General features: G+C 67.3%; 24 protein-coding genes. 18 read left to right on the forward strand and 6 right to left on the reverse strand.

Annotated elements, in window-relative coordinates; translation table 11 throughout:
- The first annotated feature begins 168 nt into the window (after positions 1-168).
- The 7 genes from N0K08_RS20385 (at position 169) to N0K08_RS20415 (ending at position 7,752) form a co-directional block, all read left to right on the forward strand.
- Complete coding sequence (locus N0K08_RS20385) at positions 169-1,779, forward strand: ABC transporter substrate-binding protein (RefSeq protein WP_261502315.1); 1,611 nt, start codon at positions 169-171, stop codon at positions 1,777-1,779.
- A 91-nt stretch (positions 1,780-1,870) separates the two neighbouring features.
- Entirely contained in the window at positions 1,871-2,821 is a 951-nt protein-coding gene (locus tag N0K08_RS20390) for an ABC transporter permease (protein ID WP_261502239.1), read from the forward strand.
- A gap of 24 nt (positions 2,822-2,845) precedes the next feature.
- Entirely contained in the window at positions 2,846-3,748 is a 903-nt protein-coding gene (locus N0K08_RS20395; RefSeq protein ID WP_261502240.1) for an ABC transporter permease, read from the forward strand.
- A gap of 3 nt (positions 3,749-3,751) precedes the next feature.
- The gene (locus N0K08_RS20400; protein WP_261502241.1) at positions 3,752-4,795 is read left to right on the forward strand and encodes an ABC transporter ATP-binding protein; all 1,044 of its coding nucleotides are present in this window, start codon (positions 3,752-3,754) and stop codon (positions 4,793-4,795) included.
- A gap of 11 nt (positions 4,796-4,806) precedes the next feature.
- The gene (locus N0K08_RS20405) at positions 4,807-5,820 is read left to right on the forward strand and encodes an ABC transporter ATP-binding protein (RefSeq protein WP_261502242.1); all 1,014 of its coding nucleotides are present in this window, start codon (positions 4,807-4,809) and stop codon (positions 5,818-5,820) included.
- A gap of 21 nt (positions 5,821-5,841) precedes the next feature.
- A complete protein-coding gene (locus tag N0K08_RS20410) occupies positions 5,842-7,041 on the forward strand; it encodes an amidase (RefSeq protein ID WP_261502243.1) in 1,200 nt (399 codons plus the stop codon).
- 60 nt (positions 7,042-7,101) lie between these two features.
- Positions 7,102-7,752: a CHAP domain-containing protein gene (locus tag N0K08_RS20415; RefSeq protein WP_261502244.1), complete on the forward strand. Its 651-nt coding sequence runs from the start codon at positions 7,102-7,104 to the stop codon at positions 7,750-7,752.
- A gap of 37 nt (positions 7,753-7,789) precedes the next feature.
- Here N0K08_RS20415 and N0K08_RS20420 read toward each other — a convergent pair whose 3' ends face one another.
- From N0K08_RS20420 to N0K08_RS20435, 4 genes are all read right to left on the reverse strand, one after another.
- On the reverse strand, positions 7,790-8,038 hold the full coding sequence (locus N0K08_RS20420; protein WP_261502245.1) for a DUF3297 family protein: 249 nt from the start codon (positions 8,036-8,038) through the stop codon (positions 7,790-7,792).
- A gap of 81 nt (positions 8,039-8,119) precedes the next feature.
- Entirely contained in the window at positions 8,120-8,455 is a 336-nt protein-coding gene (locus tag N0K08_RS20425) for a heavy metal-binding domain-containing protein (RefSeq protein WP_261502246.1), read from the reverse strand.
- 60 nt (positions 8,456-8,515) lie between these two features.
- Entirely contained in the window at positions 8,516-8,992 is a 477-nt protein-coding gene (locus N0K08_RS20430) for a MarR family winged helix-turn-helix transcriptional regulator (protein ID WP_261502247.1), read from the reverse strand.
- A gap of 215 nt (positions 8,993-9,207) precedes the next feature.
- A complete protein-coding gene (locus N0K08_RS20435) occupies positions 9,208-10,110 on the reverse strand; it encodes a LysR family transcriptional regulator (protein WP_261502248.1) in 903 nt (300 codons plus the stop codon).
- A 175-nt stretch (positions 10,111-10,285) separates the two neighbouring features.
- On the opposite strand from N0K08_RS20435, the gene N0K08_RS20440 reads away from it, so the two are divergent.
- From N0K08_RS20440 to N0K08_RS20475, 8 genes are all read left to right on the forward strand, one after another.
- Positions 10,286-11,809, forward strand: coding sequence for a CoA-acylating methylmalonate-semialdehyde dehydrogenase (locus tag N0K08_RS20440; RefSeq protein ID WP_261502249.1), 1,524 nt, complete (start codon positions 10,286-10,288; stop codon positions 11,807-11,809).
- Positions 11,810-11,839: 30 nt separating this feature from the next.
- Positions 11,840-12,259, forward strand: a complete 420-nt coding sequence (locus N0K08_RS20445; RefSeq protein ID WP_261502250.1) for a lysozyme inhibitor LprI family protein — start codon at positions 11,840-11,842, stop codon at positions 12,257-12,259.
- A 9-nt stretch (positions 12,260-12,268) separates the two neighbouring features.
- Positions 12,269-13,435 carry an acyl-CoA dehydrogenase family protein gene (locus tag N0K08_RS20450; protein ID WP_261502251.1) on the forward strand — a complete coding sequence of 389 codons (1,167 nt, stop codon included), beginning with the start codon at positions 12,269-12,271 and terminating at the stop codon, positions 13,433-13,435.
- A gap of 13 nt (positions 13,436-13,448) precedes the next feature.
- Positions 13,449-13,868: a TfoX/Sxy family protein gene (locus N0K08_RS20455; RefSeq protein ID WP_261502252.1), complete on the forward strand. Its 420-nt coding sequence runs from the start codon at positions 13,449-13,451 to the stop codon at positions 13,866-13,868.
- A 3-nt stretch (positions 13,869-13,871) separates the two neighbouring features.
- Complete coding sequence (locus N0K08_RS20460; RefSeq protein WP_261502253.1) at positions 13,872-14,294, forward strand: DUF488 family protein, N3 subclade; 423 nt, start codon at positions 13,872-13,874, stop codon at positions 14,292-14,294.
- A gap of 30 nt (positions 14,295-14,324) precedes the next feature.
- Positions 14,325-15,221, forward strand: coding sequence for a 3-hydroxyisobutyrate dehydrogenase (mmsB, locus tag N0K08_RS20465; protein WP_261502254.1), 897 nt, complete (start codon positions 14,325-14,327; stop codon positions 15,219-15,221).
- Positions 15,222-15,419: 198 nt separating this feature from the next.
- Positions 15,420-15,596, forward strand: coding sequence for a hypothetical protein (locus N0K08_RS20470; protein WP_261502255.1), 177 nt, complete (start codon positions 15,420-15,422; stop codon positions 15,594-15,596).
- Positions 15,597-15,668: 72 nt separating this feature from the next.
- A complete protein-coding gene (locus N0K08_RS20475) occupies positions 15,669-15,998 on the forward strand; it encodes a cupin domain-containing protein (RefSeq protein WP_261502256.1) in 330 nt (109 codons plus the stop codon).
- Positions 15,999-16,004: 6 nt separating this feature from the next.
- On the opposite strand, the gene N0K08_RS20480 is transcribed toward N0K08_RS20475, so the two are convergent.
- Positions 16,005-17,507 (reverse strand): aminotransferase-like domain-containing protein, encoded by a 1,503-nt coding sequence (locus N0K08_RS20480; RefSeq protein WP_261502257.1) that lies wholly within the window; start codon positions 17,505-17,507, stop codon positions 16,005-16,007.
- A 149-nt stretch (positions 17,508-17,656) separates the two neighbouring features.
- Here N0K08_RS20480 and N0K08_RS20485 point away from each other — a divergent pair, with 149 nt between their 5' ends.
- Positions 17,657-18,298, forward strand: a complete 642-nt coding sequence (locus tag N0K08_RS20485; RefSeq protein ID WP_261502258.1) for a LysE family translocator — start codon at positions 17,657-17,659, stop codon at positions 18,296-18,298.
- Here the strand turns inward: N0K08_RS20485 and mnmH are convergent.
- On the reverse strand, positions 18,295-19,377 hold the full coding sequence (gene mnmH / locus N0K08_RS20490) for a tRNA 2-selenouridine(34) synthase MnmH (RefSeq protein WP_261502259.1): 1,083 nt from the start codon (positions 19,375-19,377) through the stop codon (positions 18,295-18,297). The genes N0K08_RS20485 and mnmH overlap by 4 nt on opposite strands.
- 306 nt (positions 19,378-19,683) lie before the next feature.
- Between mnmH and N0K08_RS20495 the strand changes: the two genes are divergently transcribed.
- Both N0K08_RS20495 and N0K08_RS20500 read left to right on the forward strand, forming a co-directional pair.
- A complete protein-coding gene (locus N0K08_RS20495; protein WP_261502260.1) occupies positions 19,684-20,370 on the forward strand; it encodes a DsbA family protein in 687 nt (228 codons plus the stop codon).
- A gap of 107 nt (positions 20,371-20,477) precedes the next feature.
- Complete coding sequence (locus tag N0K08_RS20500; RefSeq protein ID WP_261502261.1) at positions 20,478-21,674, forward strand: imelysin family protein; 1,197 nt, start codon at positions 20,478-20,480, stop codon at positions 21,672-21,674.
- Positions 21,675-21,682: the final 8 nt, after the last annotated feature.

Raw genomic sequence — 21,682 nt, forward strand, 5'->3', positions numbered from 1 at the left:
ATATAGCGAAATCGATACTTTTTGTATCGATTAACGATACCTTCATGTTGGCACGACACTTGCATCGGGCTGCATACCCCAGCCCCTTTAGGAAGGTCTCCGATGCGTAAGTCTTCTGGTTTCTCTGTTTCCCAGCCCGCGTTCAACGGCGTGGCATTGGCAGTGGCGATGGCTTTGGCCGGCGGCGCGACGTCCGCTCTGGCGCAGGAAAAGGTCTTGCGCATTGCCATGACGGCCGCCGATATCCCCCGCACCTCGGGCCAGCCCGACCAGGGCTTCGAAGGCAACCGTTTCACCGGCATTCCGCTGTACGACGCCCTGACCCAGTGGGACCTGAGCAAGACCGACCAGCCCAGCGCGCTGATTCCCGGTCTGGCCCTGTCCTGGGAAGCCGATGCCAAGGACAAGACCAAGTGGGTGTTCAAGCTGCGTCCCGGCGTCAAGTTCCATGACGGCAGCGCCTTGACGGCCGACGCCGTGGTGTGGAACGTGCAAAAGGTGCTGGACAAGGACGCCGAGCACTTCGATCCCGCCCAGGTCGGCGTGACGGCCTCGCGCATGCCCACGCTGCGCACGGCCCGCAAGATCAACGATCTGACGGTGGAGCTGACCACGTCCGAGCCCGATGCCTTCCTGCCCATCAACCTGTCCAACCTGTTCATGGCGTCGCCCGCCCACTGGGCGAAGAAGCTGGCCGCCGTGCCCGCCTCGGTCAGCGGCAAAGCCGAGCGCAGCAAGGCCGCCTGGACCGCGTTCGCCGCAGATCCTTCGGGCTCGGGCCCGTTCAAGGGCTCGCGCTTCGTGCCGCGCGAACGCTTCGAAATGGTGAAGAACAGCGCCTACTGGGATCCCAAGCGCACGCCCACCATCGACAAGGTGGTGCTGCTGCCGCTGCCCGAAGCCAATTCGCGCACCGCGGCCCTGATGAGCGGTCAGGTGGACTGGATCGAAGCGCCCGCGCCCGACGCGGTCGACACCCTCAAGGGCCGGGGCTTCAAGCTGTATTCCAACCTCCAGCCGCACATCTGGCCCTGGCAGTTCTCCTTCGCCGAAGGCTCGCCCTGGCTGGACAAGCGCGTGCGCCATGCGGCCAACCTGTGCGTGGACCGCGCCGGCATGAAGCAGCTGCTCAACGGCCAGATGGAGCCGGCCACGGGCATGTTCGAGCCCGGCCACCCCTGGCGCGGCAACCCGAGCTTCCAGATCAAGTACGACGTGAAGGCGGCCCAGGCACTGATGCAGCAGGCCGGCCACAGCGCGGCCAAGCCGCTGAAAGTGAAGATCCAGACCTCGGCCTCGGGATCGGGCCAGATGCAGCCCCTGCCGATGAACGAGTTCATCCAGCAAAACCTCAAGGCCTGCCACTTCGATGTCGAGTTCGACGTGGTCGAGTGGAACACCTTGTTCTCGGGCTGGCGCCTGGGTGCCAAGGATGCGGGCGCCAACAAGGCCAGCGCCACCAACGTGACGGCCGCGACCATGGACCCGTTCTTTGCCATGGTGCGTTTCGTCAGCACCAAGGCCTTCCCGCCGGTGTCCAACAACTGGGGCTTCTACAGCAACAAACAGGTCGACACCGTGGTGGACAAGGCGCGCACCAGCTTCGATGCCAAGGAGCGCGACAAGGCCCTGGCCGAGCTGCACACGCTGATCGTGGATGAATCCCCGTTCCTGTTCGTGGCCCATGACGTCGGGCCGCGCGCGATGTCGGCCAAGGTCGGCCATGTGGTCCAGCCGCAAAGCTGGTTCATCGACATCGCGACCATGACCCTGAAGTAAGCGCCGCGTTTCCCAGGCCGCGCCCGGCCTGGGACGTCTCCTGCGCGGACCTCGGCCCGCGCCTTCCAAGACCCCCAACGCCCGCCCGCCCATGCTCGCCTACCTCGTCCGCCGCATTCTCTACACCCTTCCCATCCTGCTCGGCGTGGCCCTGCTGTGCTTCGCCCTGGTGCATATCGCTCCCGGGGACCCGCTGGTGTCGGTGCTGCCGCCCGACGCCTCGGCCGAGCTGCAAGCCCAGATGCGGGAGCTGTACGGTTTCAACCAGCCCCTGCCCGAACAGTTTCTGCGCTGGGGCTGGCGCGCACTGCACGGCGACCTGGGCATGTCCATCGCCACGAGCCGGCCCGTCACCAGCGAGGTGCTCACGGCGGTGGTCAACACCTTGCGCCTGGCCGTGGTGGCCACGTTGATCGGTTTTGTGCTGGGCAGCCTGTTCGGCTTTGTCGGCGGATATTTCCGCGGCTCCTGGCTGGACCGCGGCGCCTCCCTGCTGTCGGTGCTGGGCGTGAGCGTGCCCCACTACTGGCTGGGCATGGTGCTGGTCATCGTCTTCTCGTCGCAGCTGATGTGGCTGCCCGCCACCGGTGCCGGCCCCGGCGGCTCGGGCGACTGGGCCTGGAACTGGGAGCATGTGCAATTCATGCTGCTGCCGGCCATCACCATGTCGGTCATTCCCATGGGCATCATCGCCCGCACCGTGCGCGCCCTGGTGGCCGAAATCCTGGACCAGGAATTCATCGTCGGCCTCAAGGCCCAGGGTCTCACCCACGCCGGCATCTTCCGCCATGTGATCAAGAACGTGGCGCCCACGGCGCTGGCGGTGATGGGCCTGCAGCTGGGCTACCTGCTGGGCGGCTCGATCCTGATCGAGACCGTGTTTTCCTGGCCGGGCACGGGCTTCCTGCTCAACCAGGCGATCTTCCAGCGCGACCTGCCGCTGCTGCAAGGCTCGATCCTGGTGCTGGCCGTGTTCTTCGTGCTGCTCAACCTCATCGTCGATGTCGTCCAGACCCTGCTCGACCCGCGCATCGTGCGCTGACGCCCCATTCCAAGGAGACCCTCGATGCATTCCCTGACCCTTGCTGGAAAGCCTGGCGCCGCCGTCAAGCCACTGCCCGAGCACCGCAGCCGCGGCTACTGGGCCTCTGTGCTGCAACGCTTCCTGCACGACCCCGTGGCCGTGGGCGCGGCCTGCGTGGTGCTGGCGCTGGTGCTGATGGCCGTGTTCAGCCCCTGGCTGGCGCCGGCCGACCCCTATGCCGCGTCCATCCTCAAGCGCCTCAAGGCCATAGGCACCGAAGGCCTGCCGCTGGGCAGCGACGAGCTGGGCCGCGACATGCTCTCACGCCTGATGGTGGGCGCGCGCCTGTCGCTGTTCATCGGCATCACGCCGGTGCTGCTGGCCTTCGCCATCGGCACGGGCATAGGCATTCTCGCGGGCTATGCCGGCGGGCCCGTCAATACGGTGATCATGCGCACCGTCGACGTGTTCTATGCCTTCCCCTCGGTGCTGCTGGCCATCGCCCTGTCAGGCGCGCTGGGTGCGGGCATCGTCAACTCGCTGGTCTCGCTGACCATTGTCTTCATCCCGCAGATCGTGCGTGTCGCCGAAAGCGTCACCGCCCAGGCCCGCAACCGCGACTATGTGGAAGCCGCCCGCGCCACCGGCGCCAGCGCCTTCCACATCGTGCGCGTGCATGTGCTGGGCAATGTGCTCGGGCCCATCTTTGTCTACGCCACCAGCCTGATCGCGGTGTCCATGATCCTGGCCTCGGGCCTGTCCTTCCTGGGCCTGGGCGTGAAGCCGCCCGAACCCGAATGGGGGCTGATGCTCAACACCTTGCGCACCGCCATCTACACCCAGCCCTGGGTCGCGGCCCTGCCGGGCCTGATGATTTTCCTCACCTCGATCTCGTTCAATCTGCTGTCCGACGGCCTGCGCACGGCCATGGACAACAAGGGATAAGCCATGACTCTTTCTTCCAGCTTTGTCGATGTCGGCGGTCCCGCCCAGCCGCTGCTGACCGTGCGCGGCCTGGTCAAGCATTTCCCGCTGTCCCACGGCGCGGGCGTGGTGCGCGCCGTCGACGGCGTGGACTTCGAGGTGCTCAAGGGTGAAACCCTGGGCGTGGTCGGCGAGTCGGGCTGCGGCAAATCCACCACCGCCCGCCTGTTGATGCACCTGATGAACCCCACGGCCGGCGAACTGATCTTCGACGGCCGCACCGTCGGCTCGCGCGCCCTGTCGCGCAAGGAATTCCTGTGCCAGGTGCAAATGGTGTTCCAGGACAGCTATGCCTCGCTGAACCCGCGTCTGACCATCGAGGACTCGATTGCCTTCGGCCCGCAGGTCCACGGCGTCTCGCGCCGCGAATCGGTGGCGCGCGCACGCGACCTGCTCGAGCGCGTGGGCCTGGCGCCGGCGCGCTTTGCCGAGCGCTACCCGCATGAGCTGTCGGGCGGCCAGCGCCAGCGCGTGAACATTGCGCGCGCGCTGGCGCTCAAGCCGCGCATGGTGATCCTGGACGAAGCCGTCTCGGCGCTGGACAAGTCGGTCGAGGCCCAGGTGCTGAACCTGCTGGCCGACCTCAAGCGCGAATTCGGCCTGACCTATGTCTTCATCAGCCACGACCTGGGCGTGGTGAACTACATCAGCGACCGGGTGATGGTCATGTACCTGGGCCAGGTGGCGGAGATCGGGCCCTCGCAAGCGCTGTTCTCGGCGCCCGCCCACCCCTACACCAAGGCGCTGCTGTCGTCCGTGCCGTCGATGGACCCGCGCCACCGCACCCAACAGGCGCCGCTCGCGGGCGATCCGCCCAACCCGATCAACCCGCCTGCGGGCTGCCGCTTTCATCCGCGCTGCCCGCAGGCCGCCGCGGTCTGCGCCACGCAGGTGCCCGCCGTCTCACCGGTGCAGCGCCTGCACCACGCGCGCTGCCTGGTGCACGAGGCGGGCAGCGGCCACCCCCTGGCCCCCGTCGCCCAATCCGCCCCCGCGTTGGCCACTTGATGGAGCACAGCATGACCTCTCCCACGACCCCTCTGGTGCAGATCGAGGACTTGAACGTCCGCTTCATCGGCGGCCGCAAACCCGTGCAGGCGGTCAGCGGCGTGAGCCTGAGCGTGCAGCGCGGCGAATGCGTGGCGCTGATCGGCGAGTCCGGCTCTGGCAAGAGCGTGACCCTGCGCACCCTGCTGCGCCTGCACCCCGAACGCAAGACCGTGATGCAGGGCCGCGTGCAAGTGGCCGGCCACGACGTGCTGAGCATGCCCTTGCGCGCGCTCAACCAGTACCGTGGCAAGACCTGCGCGATGATTTTCCAGGACCCCTTGCTGGCCCTGGACCCGGTCTATGCCGTGGGCGCGCAAATCGTCGGCGCGATCCGCCGCCACGAAGCGGTGAGCCGCCAGGACGCCGAAAAACGCGCCCTGCAGCTGTTCGAACGCGTGCGCATTCCCAGTCCCGCGCAACGCCTCAAGGCCTACCCGCACGAGATGTCCGGTGGCATGCGCCAGCGCGCCATGATCGCCCTGGCCCTGGCCTGCAATCCCCAGGTGCTGCTGGCCGACGAGCCCACCACCGCGCTCGACGCCACGGTGCAGATCCAGATCCTGCTGCTGCTGCGCGAGCTGCAGCGGGATCTGGGCCTGGGGATTGTCTTCGTCACCCACGACATCGGCGCCGCCGTGGAGGTCGCCGACCGCATTGCCGTGATGTATGCCGGCCGCATCGTCGAGGAAGGCACGGCCGAGCAGTTGATCCGCAACCCGCGCCACCCCTACACCATCGCCCTGCTGCAAAGCCGCGCCCATGGCGCCATGCAGCGCGGCCAGCCGCTGTCGACCATTGCCGGCGCCCCGCCCGACCTGACGGCCATCCCGCCGGGCTGCGCCTTTGCGCCGCGCTGCCGCCTGGCCACCGAGGACTGCCTGCAGGCCGTGCCCGCGCCGGTGGTCGTGGCGCCCGGCCACCAGGCGCGCTGCCTGCGCACCGACGCCGCGGCCGCCCTGGCGCCGACCCTGCTTCCCGCCTGAACACCTGCCCTGAAAGCTCCCATGCCACTGAACGATCCCGCCCACGCCTTTGTTCCCTACCCCGACGTCCCCGTGCCCCATGCCGGCACCGGCCCGCTCAGCGGCCTGTATTTCGGCGTCAAGGACTTGTTCGACGTGGCCGGCTACCCCACGGGCGGCGGCAATCCGCTGCTGCTGGCCCTGTCGGGCACCAAGACCCGCACCGCGCCCAGCGTGCAAAAGCTGCTGGACGCGGGCGCGGCCTTCGCCGGCAAGACCGTGACCGACGAGCTGGCCTTCTCCATGAACGGCAGCAATGCCCATTTCGGCGCGCCGCTCAATGGCGCGGCGCCCGAGCGCATCACCGGCGGCTCGTCCTCGGGCTCGGCCTCGGCCGTGTCCAGCCGGCTGTGCGACTTCGCACTGGGCACCGACACGGGCGGCTCGGTGCGCGCGCCGGCCAGCCATTGCGGCCTGTACGGCATCCGCCCCACGCACGGCCGGGTGAGCCTGGAGGGGGCGCTGGACCTGTCGCCCAGCCTCGACACCTGCGGCTGGCTGGCCCGCGATGCCCGGACTTTCGCGCGCGTGGCCGATGTGCTGCTCGCGCCCGATCCCGCGCCCCTGCCGGTGCGCCCACGCCTGCTGCTGGCCAGCGACATCTGGGACCTGGTGGATCCGGTCGTGCGCCCGGCCTGGGATGCGGCACTGGCCCGGGTGCAGGCGGTGCTGGGCACGCCCGCCGCCGCGCGCGTGGCACTCGATTCGTTCGACGCCATGTACTGGAACTTCCGCTACCTCCAGGGCCGCGAGGCCTGGATGACCGATGGCCCGTTCATCACGCGCTACGCACCCGTGCTCGGCCCGGGCGTCAAGGAGCGGTTTGCCTGGTCGGCCCAGGTGACGGACGGCCAGGTGGTCCAGGCCCAGGCCTTCCGCGCGCGCTTTCGCGCCCACCTGGCCGCGCTGCTGGGCAGCGACGGCGTGCTGGTGCTGCCGACCATGCCCGACATCGCGCCACTGCGCGCGGCCGATGAGGCCACGCTGGAGGACTACCGCAACCGGGCCGTGCAGATGCTGTGCGCGGCGGGCCTGAGCGGCTTTCCGCAGATCTCGCTGCCGCTGGCCGGGCGTGAGGGCGCGCCCCTGGGCCTGGGCCTGCTGGGGCCGGCCGGCAGCGACCGCAGCCTGATCGCGCTGGCGCAGGCACTGGGGGCGCAAGACCCGGAATTTTCCGACTGAAACCCGTTGGCGGCGCCGCCGCTAGGGTAGGCTGGCCGTGTCCACCGCCCGCCCTGCCCCATGAAGCCCATTGCCGCCGCCAACGCCCAAGCCCGCCGCACCCTGCGACCTGCCGCCAAAGCGGCGCTGCTCATCGCCGCCGTCTGCGCCGGGCTGCTGATCGCCGGCTACCTCGTCGCCACGCGCGTGAACATCAACCCCATGCACACGCCCGGCGAGCAGCTCGACGAGTTCAAGGGCGTGGGCGTGTACTACAACGGCGCGATCAACCATGTCTCGGGCCGCCTCACCACCAGCGACGGCTACAACCTCGGTCTGCGCTACCAGTGCGTCGAATTCGTCAAGCGCTACTATTACCAGCGTTTCGACCACCGGATGCCCAACGCCATGGGCAACGCCAAGGAATTCTTCTCGGCCCGCGTCCCGCATGGCGCATTGAATACCGAGCGCATGCTGGTCCAGTACCGCAACGGCGCGGGCACCACGCCCCAGGAAGACGATCTGATCGTGTTCGCGCCCTGGGCCTTCAACCGCTACGGGCATGTGGCCATCGTGAGTGCCGTGGGAGCGGACTTCATCGAAGTCGTGCAGCAGAACCCCGGCCCTTTTGGCACGACACGCGAACGCTACGCCCTGGAGTCCCAGGGCCGCATCGCCCACAGCCGGGCGCTGGGCTGGTTGCGCCGGCCGGACGCAAAAAAAGCGCCCTGAGGCGCTTTGGCAAGCGGGGCGCGCCGGCGCCTGGCGCTTACTTGTAGAAGGCTTCGACCTTGCCCTTGATCTTGATCAGCAGGGGACGGCCCTTGCGGTCCAGCGTCTTGCCGGCGGGAACCTTGACCCAGCCTTCGCTGATGCAGTATTCCTCGACGTCGAAGCGCTCCTTGTCATTGAAGCGGATGCCGATGTCGTGTTCGAACACGGCAGCGACGTGGTGCGGGCTGCTGGGGTCGATGCAAAGGTGGTCGGGCAGTGCGGGAGCTTGGGTCTTGTCGTTCATGGAAACCTTTCAAGTGCATTGAAGAATGCGTTCAATCCGCGATTTTCGCGGATTTGCGCAGCCCGCAGGCACTCACGGTCATCATTCCTGACGATGGGCGTCCAGCACCACGGCCGTGCCGCTGGCCGAAACCATCAACATGCCGTTGCCCTGGCCCAGCACCTCGAAGTCCAGGTCCACGCCCACCACGGCATTCGCGCCCAGTGCCTGGGCACGCTCCTGCATCTCCAGCAGCGCGATCTCACGCGCCTTCTGCAGCTCTTTCTCGTAGGTGGCCGAGCGGCCGCCGACGATGTCGCGGATGCCGGCGAACAAGTCCTTGAACACATTCGCGCCCAGGATGGCTTCGCCGGCCACCACGCCCAGATAGCGGGTGATGCGCTGGCCTTCAACGCTGGGGGTGGTCGTAACAATCATGCGGGCACCTTGAAAGGAATGAACGGATGGACCATTGTGCACCCCTGCGCGCCTCGACGCTCAGGCCGGTTCGCGCGACAGGCTGGGCGCGAGAGTGCGGCTTTGGTTTTCCCGATTGACCCGCGTGATCATCTGCATGAAAAGTTCGCGCTGCTCCACGGGCAAGGGATCGAGCATGCGCTCCTGGGCACGCAGCACGGCAGGCTGGGCCTCGCGCAGCAGGTCGGTGCCGGAAGCCGTCACCGTCAGCAAACGCACGCGTTTGTCGGTCGGGCTGGTGTTGCGCACGATCAGGCCGCGCGCTTCGAGCCGGTCGATCACGCTGCCAATGGTCGAAGTATCGAAGCCGATGAAGCGAGCCAGCGAGCGCTGGTCCATGCCGGGCTGGCGCAGCACGGCCGAGATGGCCGCGAACTGCACGGGCGTGATACCGAAATCCTGGGTTTCTTCCATGAATACGGCGACCGCAATCTGCTGCAGGCGGCGGATATGAAAGCCGGGGAGCCGTTCGAGTTCTTCAGGGCAAAAGGTGGTCATGACAAGCAGGTCGGTGGGCCTTCAGCGCAATAGCTCCATGCTATGTGGGCCAAACTCCCGTATCTCCAAAAGTAACCTTACCCGTGCGGGCAAGCTTATTATTGAAGCAGTCTCCCCCGCCGTGAACGATGCCGGGCCGCCGAATGCCGCTTTGCACGTTACAAAAGGGTTTACCCTGATTGTTTTTTAATGCTGTACGCAACACCTGCGAGCGCTCAGGCGGGCGGCTGCAAGCGCTGCGCCTCCTCGCGCAGCGTTTCCTTGAGCCAGCGCCACACGGCCTGGATGCGCGGCACGGACTGCGCTTCCTGCGGCATGGACATCCAGAAAGTGCGCGTGAAGCGCGCCTGGGGCTGGTGTACGCGGGAAAGCAAGGGGTCCTTGTCGGCCAGAAACGCCGGCAGCACTCCCAGGCCCGCGCCCGCGCGCACGGCCTCGTACTGGGCCGTGATGCTGGTGCTGCGAAACGCGTAGCGCTGGGGCTGGTAGAGGCTGTCGATCAGCTGCAGCTCCTTGGTGAACAGCAGGTCGTCGACATAGTGGACAAACGCATGGTGGCGCAAATCCGCCGTCTCGCGCACCAGCGGCCGGCGCGCGAGGTATTCGCGCTGCCCATAAAGATACAGGTCATAGTCGGCCAGCCGGCTGACGATCACCGCGCCGCGCTTGGGCCGGTCCAGCGAAATGACGATGTCGGCCTCGCGCCGCGACAGATGCAGCAGGCGCGGCAAGGCCAGCAGGTCGATGGACAGCTGGGCGTGGCGGCAGGTCAGCGCCGCGAGCTTGGCGGCCAGCAGCGTCGCGCCCAGGCCTTCGGTCGTGCCCACGCGCACCAGGCCGCTGGGGCCGTCCGTCGACGCCGCTGCCTGGTCGGCGCTGCGCTCTATGCCCTGCGCCGCCTGGGCCATGGCCTGCACGGCCGGCAGCAGCGCGCGCCCCGCTTCACTCGGGCGCAGCCCGCCCGACTCGCGCGTGAACAGCGCCTGGCCCAGGCTTTTTTCCAGCGCCTGGATGCGCCGCGCCACGGTGCTGTGCTCGACCTGCAGCACGCGGGCCGCGGCCGACAGACTGCCGTGCTGGCCCACGGCGGCGAAATAGCGCAGATGTTCCCAGTCCATGAAAACCCTTAAAAAAAACCCGCGCCCCAAGGCTGGCGCGGCTTGCGCGACCTGTGCATTTTTGCAAATCGAAAATGCATAAACCGCTATTGCTGTGTGAATTTTGCACAGCTAGCATAGTGCATCGTCACGGTATTCCAGACGCCCACCCCACGCACCCTCAGGAGACTTTGCCATGAACGCCCCTACCGCCGCTTCGGTTCTTGCCCCCAGCGTCAAGCTGCTGATTGACGGCAAGCTCGTCGAATCCCGCACCACCCAGTGGCGCAACGTGGTCAATCCGGCAACGCAGGAAGTGCTGGCCCGCGTGCCCTTCGCCACGCCGGAAGAAATCAACCTGGCCGTGAGCAGCGCCAAGACGGCCTTCGCCACCTGGAAGAAGACGCCTATCGGCACGCGTTCGCGCATCTTCCTGAAGCTGCAGCAGCTGATCCGCGAGAACATGGGCGAACTCGCCGCCCTGCTCACCGCCGAACAGGGCAAGACCCTGGCCGACGCCGAAGGCGATGTGTTCCGCGGCCTGGAAGTGGTCGAGCACGCGGCCGGCATCGGCAACCTGCAACTGGGCGAACTGGCCAACAACGTCGCCAACGGCGTGGACACCTATTCCATCCTCCAGCCCCTGGGCGTGTGCGCAGGCATCACCCCCTTCAACTTCCCGGCGATGATTCCGCTGTGGATGTTCCCCATGGCGATTGCCACGGGCAATACCTTTGTGCTCAAGCCTTCCGAGCAGGATCCCATGGTCACCATGCGCCTGTGCGAGCTGGCCATGGAAGCCGGCCTGCCCCCAGGCGTGCTCAATGTGATCCACGGCGGTGAAGCGGCCGTCAACGCCATCTGCGATCACCCCGATATCAAGGCCATCAGCTTTGTCGGCTCGACCCAGGTCGGCACCCATGTCTACAACCGTGCGAGCCTGGCCGGCAAGCGCGTGCAATGCATGATGGGCGCGAAGAACCACGCCATCGTGCTGGCCGACGCGAACAAGGAGCAGACGCTCAACGCGCTCGCCGGTGCCTCTTTCGGCGCGGCCGGCCAGCGCTGCATGGCCGTGTCCACCGCCGTGCTGGTGGGCGAAGCGCAAAACTGGATTCCCGAGCTGGTCGCCAAGGCGCGCACGTTGAAAGTCAGCGCCGGTGTCGAGTCGGGCACCGATGTCGGCCCGGTGGTGTCCTGCGCGGCGCTGGCCCGCGTCGAAGGCCTGATCGCCCGCGGCGAAGCCGAAGGCGCCAAGCTGGAACTCGACGGCCGCAAGCCCGCCGTGCAAGGCTATGCCAACGGCAATTTCGTCGGCCCGACCATCTTCAGCGGCGTCAAGCCCGGCATGGCGATCTACGACCAGGAAATCTTCGGCCCCGTGCTGTGCCTGATGGCCGCCGACACGCTGGACGAGGCGATCGCGCTGATCAACGCCAACCCCAACGGCAACGGCACGGCCATCTTCACCCAGTCGGGCGCCGCAGCGCGCAAGTTCCAGGAAGAGATCGACGTCGGCCAGGTCGGCATCAACGTGCCGATTCCCGTGCCCGTGCCCATGTTCTCGTTCACCGGCAGCCGCGCTTCCAAGCTCGGCGACCTGGGCCCTTACGGCAAGCAGGTCGTGCTGTTCTACACCCAGACCAAGACCGTCACGGCGCGCTGGTTCGACGACAACACGACCGCGGCGCGCGTCAACACGACGATCAATCTGCACTGACAAGGCTGCCAAGGCTGGGATGATGGAGGCATGAACGCTTTGCATGATTCTGCCCCCCGCCCCATTCTTGCCGCGGCCGTCCTGGCGCTGGCGCTGCTGCCCGGCGCCAGCCAGGCCCAGGCCGGTGCGGCCTGCGAGCGCGACGCCAACGGCGCGGCCGCACGCAACGCCTGCGCCGTGCTCGACTTCCAGGCCGCGGACACCGCCAACACCATTCTGTATGGCGACGTGATGCGCGCGCTGTCGGCGCACGAGCGTCCGGCCCTGCGCAAGGACCAGACCGCCTGGGCGCGCCAGCGCATCACGGGATGCAAGACGGCGCACGCAAGCGAGGAAGCATTGGCCGACTGGCCCGCGCGCTATCACCACTGTTTGCGCCTGACCACCGAAGCTCGCCGCGCCGCATTGATGCATTGGCTGCAAAACGGCGAGCCCCCCGGACAACGATAGGAATACTCCATGGACTTTGAACTCAGCGACGAACAGCAGGCCTTTGCCGCCACCGCGCGCCAGTTTGCCCAGGCCGAACTCGCGCCCCATGCGGCGCACTGGGACGCCGAAGGCCACTTTCCGCGCGACGCCATTGCCAAGGCCGGCGAACTGGGCTTTTGCGGCCTTTACGCCCCCGAGAACGCCGGCGGCCTGGCCTTGCCGCGGCTGGACGCCACGCTGGTCTTCGAGGAGATGGCGGCCGTCGATCCTTCGACCACGGCCTTCATCACCATCCACAACATGGCGACCTGGATGCTGGGCACCTGGGCCCAGGATGCGGTGCGTGAAGAATGGGGCCCGCAGCTGGCCAGCGGCGCCAAGCTCGCGTCCTACTGCCTGACCGAGCCCGGCGCCGGTTCGGATGCCGCCGCGCTGGTCACCCGCGCCCAGCGCCAAGGCGACCACTACCTGATCAACGGCAGCAAGGCCTTCATTTCCGGCGCCGGCAGCACCGACATGCTGGTCTTGATGGCCCGCACCGGCGAGCCCGGCTCGGGAGCGGCCGGCATCAGCGCGTTTGCCGTGCCCGCCCACCTCGAAGGCATCAGCTACGGCAAGAAGGAAGAAAAAATGGGCTGGAACAGCCAGCCCACGCGCCTCATCCACTTCGACAACGTGCGCCTGCCGGTCCAGAACCTGCTGGGCAGCGAGGGCGAAGGCTTCAAGATCGCGATGAAAGGCCTGGACGGCGGGCGCATCAACATCGCCTGCTGCTCGGTCGGCGCCGGCCAGGGCGCACTGAGCCAGGCCCAGCAGCATATGCATGCCCGCCGGCAGTTCGGCAAAAGCCTGGCGAGCTTCCAGGCCCTGCAATTCAAGCTTGCCGACATGGCGACCGAACTGGTCGCCGCGCGGCACATGGTGCGCCTGGCCGCGAGCAAGCTCGACGCCGGCGCGCGCGATGCCTCGACCTATTGCGCCATGGCCAAGCGCTTTGCCACCGACGCGGGCTTCATGGTCTGCAACGAGGCACTGCAGCTGCACGGCGGCTATGGCTATATCCGCGAATACCCGCTGGAGCGCCTGATGCGCGATGCACGCGTGCACCAGATCCTCGAGGGCACGAACGAAATCATGCGCGTGATCATCGCCCGGCGCATGCTGGAAAGCGACGCGCCCGACGCGATCCGCTGAAGGAAACCCGGCCATGGCGCGCGATCCCGACGCTTTCTCTGCCGGCCTGGTGCAAGCCCTGCGCCAGGCGCTGGACGGCCGCGCCGACGTGCAGGAGCGTGAGATGTTCGGCTGCCTGTGCTTCATGGTGGACGCAAAGATATGCCTGGGCATCAAGCGCGACGAGCTGCTGGTGCGCCTGCCGCCCGAGCGCCATGCGGAGTTTCTCGAAATGCCCGGCGTGCGCGAGCTGTCGCCGCGCGGCGGCATGCTGGGCTTCTTTTTCATCGACCCCGACGGCTACGCGCGCCGCGCCCAGTGGGAGTACTGGATCGACCAGGCCCTGGCCTTCAACCCGCAGGCGCGCGCCACGCCGCCGCGCAAGGCGGCGACAGCATCCACGCCACGCAAACCCGCATCCGCGCGCCCACCCCGGCGCGTCCTGGAGGATTGACCCATGCCCTTGCGCATCGTCCGACTCGGCTCCCCCCGCGCTCCTGATGAAGGTACGCGCATAGGCACGGTGCGGCGCCCGCCGCGCGGCGTGCCCAAAAGCGAATTCGCAAGCCAGGACTGGTATGACGTGTGGCTGCCCCTGCTGTCACCCCAGCCCGACACCATGCACATGGCCCAGCAGGCGCAGCAGCTCGTGGCGCGGGACCCGGAAGCCGGGCAAAAAGCCTGGCAGCAGTTTCTCAAGGCTTTCCGCAAGGAACTGGCCGCGCCCGACGCGTCCCGCACGCTGGACCTGCTGGCCGCTCTTTCACAACACAGCGCCCTGTCCGTGGGCTGCTACTGCCCCGACGAAGCCCTGTGCCACCGCTCGCAGCTGCGCGCCGAACTGGTCGCGCGCCAGGCGCTGATCGTCGACGAAACCTGATTCCCCCCAAAACCACCACAGGAGACAAACATGCGCATCGCATTCATCGGACTCGGCAACATGGGCGGCCCCATGGCCCTGAACCTGCAAAAAGCCGGCCACAGCGTCGCGGCCTACGACTTGTCGCCCACCGCGCGCGACAAGTTCGCCGCCGCCGGACTGAACATCGCCGCCGACGCCCAGACCGCCGTGCAAAAGGCCGAAGTCGTCATCAGCATGCTGCCCGCAAGCCAGCATGTGCAGGCCCTGTACCTGGGCAAGCCCGGCCAGCCGGGGCTGCTGTCGCAGATAGCTGCCGGCACGCTGGTGATCGACTCCTCGACCATCGCCGCGGCCACCAGCCAGCTGGTCGCCCAGGCCGCCGACGCCGCGGGCATTGACTTCATCGACGCCCCCGTCTCGGGCGGCACGGGCGGCGCCATTGCCGGCACGCTGACTTTCATGGTCGGCGGCAGCGATGCGCAGCTGGCGCGCGCCCAGCCCTTGCTGGAAAAAATGGGGGCCAACATCTTCCACGCGGGCGCCGTGGGCGCGGGCCAGACGGCCAAGATCTGCAACAACATGCTGCTGGGCATTCTGATGATCGGCACCAGCGAAGCCATCGCCCTGGGCGTGGCCAACGGCCTGGACCCCAAGGTGCTGTCCGAAATCATGCGCCGCAGCTCGGGCGGCAACTGGGCGCTGGAAAAGTACAACCCCTGGCCCGGCGTGCAGGACAGCGTGCCCAGCAGCAAAGGCTATGCCGGCGGTTTCGGCACCGATCTGATGCTCAAGGACCTGGGCCTGGCCCAGGAGAATGCCACGGCCGTCAAGGCCGCCACCCCGCTGGGCGGCATGGCACGGTCGCTCTACGCCATGCACTCCATGGCCGGCCATGGGGCACTGGACTTCTCCAGCGTGGTCCAGAGCCTGCAAAAGCGCAGCTGACAAAACCGCGCCGGGTGCGGCCGGCGCGGGGTGGAGCCGGCAATCACCGAGCAGGCTGCTTTCAGGCAAGGGCCGCAGGCGGTGACCGACCCTCGGTGCTGGCGTTTGCCCGACAGGCGGCCGCTGCGGGCAATCCCAAGAATCAGGGCGTCAACCGGTCTCGCGCTCCTGCGGTACCGGCCTCAAAGGAAGCACGCCATGCACTATGTCCGCCCCTCGGCAATCACCTCCGCCCTGCTGGCCGGCGGCCTGCGCCCGATCAGCTTGGTGCGCCTGGCCAGCGCCAGCGCACCCGTGCGGGCCGCCGCCGTCGAGCGCCTGCAAATCCGGTGCCAGCCCGCGCAGGGCAGCGTGTTGCGCGCCCAGCGCAGCTGACGGATCCGCGCGGTTTGCCTGCGCGCGACAAACAGGCCAGAATGCACCCACACCCCCTACGGAGCGCATGCCATGGCCATTCCCCACGCACAGCCGGCACAAGCCATTGATGTCCGTCCCCTGGGCCCACGATTAGTGAACGAGAAAACCGTGGCCCTGTTCAAGTCGGATGACCTCGAAGTGATACGCATGGTGCTGCCGGCAGGCAAGGCCATGCAAGCGTACAAGGTGCCTGGCGCCGTGATGCTGCAGTGCGTGGAAGGCCAGCTGGAAATCAGCGTGGGCAGCGAGCAGCATGCGCTGCACGCCGGCCAGATGCTGCACCTGCCGGGCAATGTGCCCCACGCCGTGCTGGCCGTGGAAGACTCTTCGGCGCTGCTGACCATCGTGGTGCGCAAGTAGGCTGCCTCAGCGAGGGTGCACGTCCATGGGGTCCATTTGCAGGGCCTGCACGAAACGGCCCCAGGCCTCGGAGTGATCCGGCATGGACACCGGCACGCGCAGCATGCTGCTGGGTGCATGCGGCGGTGAAAACAGCACGCCTGGCGCCAGCAGCAGCCCCAGCGCCAGCGCCTGGCGGGCCAGCACTTCGGAATCCCGGCCACAGTCTGCCCAGATGAACATGCCCGCATGCGGCTTCAGCGGCACGCGGCAACCCAGGCTTTCCAGCTGAAGCAGGCAGCGGCTGCGCGCCTGGTTCAGGCGCTCACGCAGCCGATCCACATGCCGGCGGTACTGGCCTTCGGCCAGGATACGATGCACCACCTGCTCACCGAGCTCGGGCGAAGTCGGACAGCCCAGCAGCTTGCAGTCCACCAGTCGGCGTATCAGTTCCGGGGGGCCGGCGACATAGCCCACGCGCAAGCCTCCGCCCAGCGTCTTGGCGTAACCGCCAATCAGCAACACGCGCTGCAGCCTGTCGAGCGCGGCCAGGCGCACGGGGTTGCCGGGGTGGAAATCGGCAAACGTATCGTCTTCCACCAGCCAGAAGTCGAAGCGCTCGGCGATGCGCAGCACTTCATGGGCCACGCCCGCCGACAGACTGGCACCCGTGGGGTTGTGCACGGCGGTGTTGACAATGAACATCCGCGGCCGGTGCTGCTGCGCCAGCCGGGCCAGGGCCTCGAGGTCGGGGCCGTCCTGGAGGCGCGGCACGCCGACCACCTGCACGCCCTGGGCCCGAAGGCGGCCAAAGATCAGGAACCAGCCCGGGTCTTCGACCAGCACGGTTTCGCCGGGCTGCAGCAGGCTGCGCATGATCAGGTCCAGCCCCTGCGTCACACCCGCCACCGTCATCAGGTGCTGATCGGGATGGGCCGGCACATCCTGCGACTGCAGCAGCGATGCAATCTGCTGGCGCAGCGGCCGGTAGCCCTGGGGCATGCCGTAGCCCAGCAGGCTGGTGTTGGCCGTGCGGCCGACGCTGCGAATGGCGGCGGCCAGCATCTCGTGGTCCAGCCAGTTCGGCGGCAGCAGGCCGGCTCCGGCCGCATACTCGTCGGCGCGCGGCTCGCCAAACATGCCGCGCAGCAAGAACGCGGCATCGAATGCCGCCTGCGGCTCCAGGCTTTCGCGCATGCATTGGGCGCAAGGCGCGCAGGCCATGGGCTTGGCGCTGACAAAGAATCCAGCACCCCGGCGCGAGTGGACCAGGCCGCAGGCCGCCAGCCTGTCATAGGCCTGGACCACCGTGCAGCGGCTCAGCCCCGCCTCATCGGCCATGCTCCGCACCGACGGCAGGCGCATGCCGGGACGCAGACCCTGGTTGGCGATCAGGCCCGCAAGGTGCGCGACCAGTTGATCGACCAGGGACTCGGGCGAGTCGCGCAAAGGCTGCCAGCCTCCGTGCTGAAAAACCGTGCTCTCGGCGGCTCCCCCCTCTTCCCTCAGCTGGTTGTACGCATGTGTCATGGTATTTTGAGCAGGCCAGTCGCATCAATTCATTGTCAAACTGTATTGATACTTAATTACTGATAGCCCATAGCATGCCATGGTTGCACGAGTTTTCCAAGCCCCCTCGGATTCCGCGCAGCATCCACTCACTTCGATGGGAGATCGCCATGAATGCTTCTGCCTTTTATCCGCTGCTCATGTTCACGCTGGCCTACGCCATCACCCCCGGGCCCAACAACGTGATGCTGGCCGCGTCCGGCGCGACTTTCGGTTATCGCCGCAGCCTGCCCCATATGCTGGGCGTCTGCCTCGGTGCTGCGCTGATGCTGATACTGGTCGGCTGCGGCCTGCTCACGGCCTTCGAGCGCCTGCCGTATTTCCACACCGCGCTCAAATACCTGGGCGCGGGCTATCTGGTCTGGCTGGCCTGGCGCATTGCCGGCTCCCAGACCGTGGGCAGCACCGGCACGCCGCTCCAGCCGCTGGGTTTTGGGCAGGCCATGGCCTTTCAGTGGGTCAACCCCAAAAGCTGGATCATGGCCGTGGGGATTGTGGCCACCTACACGCCGCATGAGGGCTTCTACACCCACCTGTGGCTCACGGCCGTGCTGCTGATCGTGGTGAGCTTCCCCAGCATCAGCCTCTGGACCCTGCTGGGCCGGATGGTGGCGCGCGCCCTGCCTTCGGTCACCGCCGTCCAGCGCTTCAACCGCAGCATGGCCGGCTTGCTGCTGCTGTCGCTGTACCCCCTCGCGGCCGAGCTGTGGGAATACGTCGGGCCCTGGACCCACCGCGTGGCGAGTGTCTAGAGGGCGGCGGTCTTTTCCTGCACCGCCACAGCGGGCAGTGCACGCACCTGCTCAGCCAGCCGGCCTATGCCTGCATCGCTGAGATCCGTGCAGGCAATGCTTTGGCGCTGTGTCCAGCCGCGGAAATGGCGCGCCTGCGAGCGTTCGTACTGCGGGTCGTAATGCAAGGCCATCAGTTCGGCGAACAGCGCGGGCAAGGCCCGCTCCTGGGCCCAGGCCTGCCAGCGCGCCACCGTGACGTTGCCCTGTATTTCCTTGAGCCAGCCCAGACGCTCCGACAAGGCCTGGACGTCATCGCCCAGATAGGCGTAATCGCGCAGCAGATAGTCCAGCCGGGCTTCAGGCGTGGCCTGGATTTCGATGCAGGGCGCACCGCGCATGCGATCGACCAAGCCCAGCGGCAAGGCGATGCGGCCGATGCGAATGCTTTCGCCTTCTATGTATACCGGCCGCGACAGGTCCAGCGCTTCCATGTGCTGGACCAGCTCGGTTTCAAAGGCTTTTTGCGACGGCTGGGCCACGCCCGGCAAATGCCCCAGCAGCGAGCCCTTGTGGCGCGCATAACCTTCGAGGTCCAGCACCTGCTCGCCCTGCTCGGCCAATGCGTGCAGCACCCGGGTCTTGGCGCTGCCCGTGGCACCGCACAGCACGCGCAGCTGCAACTGCGGCACCAGCGCTTCGAGCTGGGCAATCACATGGCCGCGAAAGTACTTGTAGCCGCCCGCGAGCTGCTGCGCATCCCAGCCCACCAGGCGCAGCCAGGTCACCATGGAGCCGCTGCGCAGGCCGCCGCGCCAGCAATAGACCAGCGGCTTCCAGTCGGCCGGCTTGTCGGCAAAGGTTTCGCGCAGATGGCGCGCCAGGTTGGCCGAGACCATGGCCGCGCCCAGGCGCTTGGCCTCGAACGGGCTGACCTGCTTGTAAATCGTGCCGATGGTGGCGCGCTCTTCGTTGTCGAGCACCGGACAGTTGATCGCGCCGGGAATGTGGTCCAGCGCAAACTCGGCGGGCGAGCGCGCGTCGATCAAGGTGTCAAACTGGTGTCTGTCGGTGATGCGGACGGGGGAACGGTGGGACACGGTGAGGCTTTCTGGCAAGAACGCGCCACCTTGCACGGGTGGCGCATGGGGCACCCTGTGATCGAGCCTCGATACGACGGGGGCGCCACGACAGCGCTTTCTGCGGGCCACAAGCCAGCACAGAAAGAAGGCGCAGATTGTCGCATCCGGGGCCGGCCCTGGCCCGGGCCAACGCCATTAACCGCAGAAAACCGCTGCGCACGGCCGCCAGCGCCAGCGATTACAGTGGAAGCCATTCGCGCTGCGACGGCCGTCCTGCCGCCGCGGCATGCCCGCCCACCTCGCGCCGCCTGCGGCCCCATTGCCATGTCCTCTTCCCCTTCCACTCCCGTGCTGCACTACATTTTCGACCCGCTGTGCGGCTGGTGCTATGCCGCCGCGCCACTGGTCGCCGCGACGCGCAACTTGCCCGGTCTGTCACTGAAATGGCATGCCGGCGGCATGCTCAGCGGCGCCTCGCGACGCACCATCACGCCCGAGTGGCGCGGCTACGTCATGCCCCACGACGAGCGCATCGCCGCGCTCACCGGCCAGCCCTTTGGCGATGCCTACTTCAACGGCCTGCTCAACCAGATCGGCGCCACGCTCGACTCCACCCCACCGATTGCCGCCATGCTGGCCGCCGAAGCCCTGAATGGGCGCGGACTGGACCTGCTGGCACGCGCCCAGACCGCCCACTATGTCGAGGGCCAGCAAATCTCCACCGTCGCCGTGCTGCGGTCGCTGGCCCAGGAGCTGGGGCTGGACCCACAGGCTTTTGCCACGCAATACCAGACCGCCTTGGCAACCGTCCCCGAGCACATCCACGAAAGCCGCGAATGGTTGCAGGCCTCGGGCGGCCAGGGCTTTCCCACTTTCCTGCTGGAGTTCACCGACCCGACCAGCGGCCAGCGCGTAGGCCAGACGCTCGATATCTCGCCCTGGCTGGGCAATGCCGCGGGCTGGCAGGCGCATTTGCAGCAGTTGCTGACCGCGGCGCAGCCGCGCAACTGAGGGGTGCACGCCGGCAGGAAGTAAAAGGCAATCGTAATAAGAAAAATTCTCATTACAATTTGGAATTTCATTCTTTCGGCGCGCCCGCCTGCACTTCCCTTACCGATATGCACAAATTGCTGTTGATCGCTGCCATGGCGACCCTTCCTGCCGGCGCTTGCCTGGCCCAGTCCGCCCCCCTCACTGCGCCCACCGCCGCGGCGCAACAGGCGGCCCTCACGGTCGACCAGGTCACACGCCATTACGCCGACCTGGTGTACGCAGGCTACAGCGACTCCCTGGCATCGGCCCAGACCATGCAGCGCGCCATCCAACGCCTGCTGGCCCAGCCCAGCGAGCAAACGCTGGCCGCCGCCCGCAAGGCCTGGCTGCAGGCCCGCGATTTCTACGGCCAGACCGAAGCTTTCCGCTTCTATGACGGCCCCATCGACAACGCGGACGGCCCTGAAGGCCGGATCAACGCCTGGCCCATGGACGAGTCCTATGTCGACTACGTGCAAGGCAACGCCAAGGCCGGCATCATCAATGACCGCCAGCAGCCCATCACCGCCGAGGCGCTGTCCGAGCTGAACGAAAAAGACGGCGAAGAAAACATCGCCACCGGCTGGCATGCCATCGAATTCCTGCTGTGGGGCCAGGACCTGAGCGCCACCGGCCCGGGCGCGCGCCCGCACACCGACTTTGTGCTGGGCAAGAAAGCCAATGCCGATCGCCGCCGCCAGTACCTGCAGGTGGTGACCGACCTGCTCATCGAAGACCTGGGCACGGTGCGCAGCGCCTGGGCACCCGACGCCAAAAACAATTACCGCGCCAGCTTCGTCGCCAGCGGCAACGAAGGCATTCGCAAGATCTTCGTCGGCCTGGGCTCGCTGTCGCGCGGCGAACTCGCGGGCGAGCGCCTGGAAGTGGCCCTGGCCAGCCAGGACCAGGAAGACGAGCACTCCTGCTTCTCCGACAACACCCACAACGACGCCATCGCCAATGCCCGGGGCATTGAAAACGTCTGGCTGGGCCAATACCGGCGCCTGGACGGCAGCCTGCTGCGCGGCCCCGGCCTGCGCGACTGGGTGGCGCAAAAGAACGCCGCGCTGGCACAGGAGACCACGGCCCATGTGCGCCAGTCCGTGGCCGCGGCCCAGCAGATTCCCGCGCCATTCGACCAGGCCATCCAGGGCCAGCGCTCGTCGCCCGCCCGCGCCAAGATCCAGGCGACCATAGACAGCCTGATCCAGCAGAGCAAGGACCTGGCCGCTTCCGCCCAGGCCGTGGGCATTGCCCGCTTGAACATCGTTCAACCCGAGTAAGCCGGCTG

It is taken from the genome of Acidovorax bellezanensis, assembly GCF_025421555.1.
Taxonomy (GTDB): Bacteria; Pseudomonadota; Gammaproteobacteria; order Burkholderiales; family Burkholderiaceae_C; genus Comamonas; species Comamonas bellezanensis.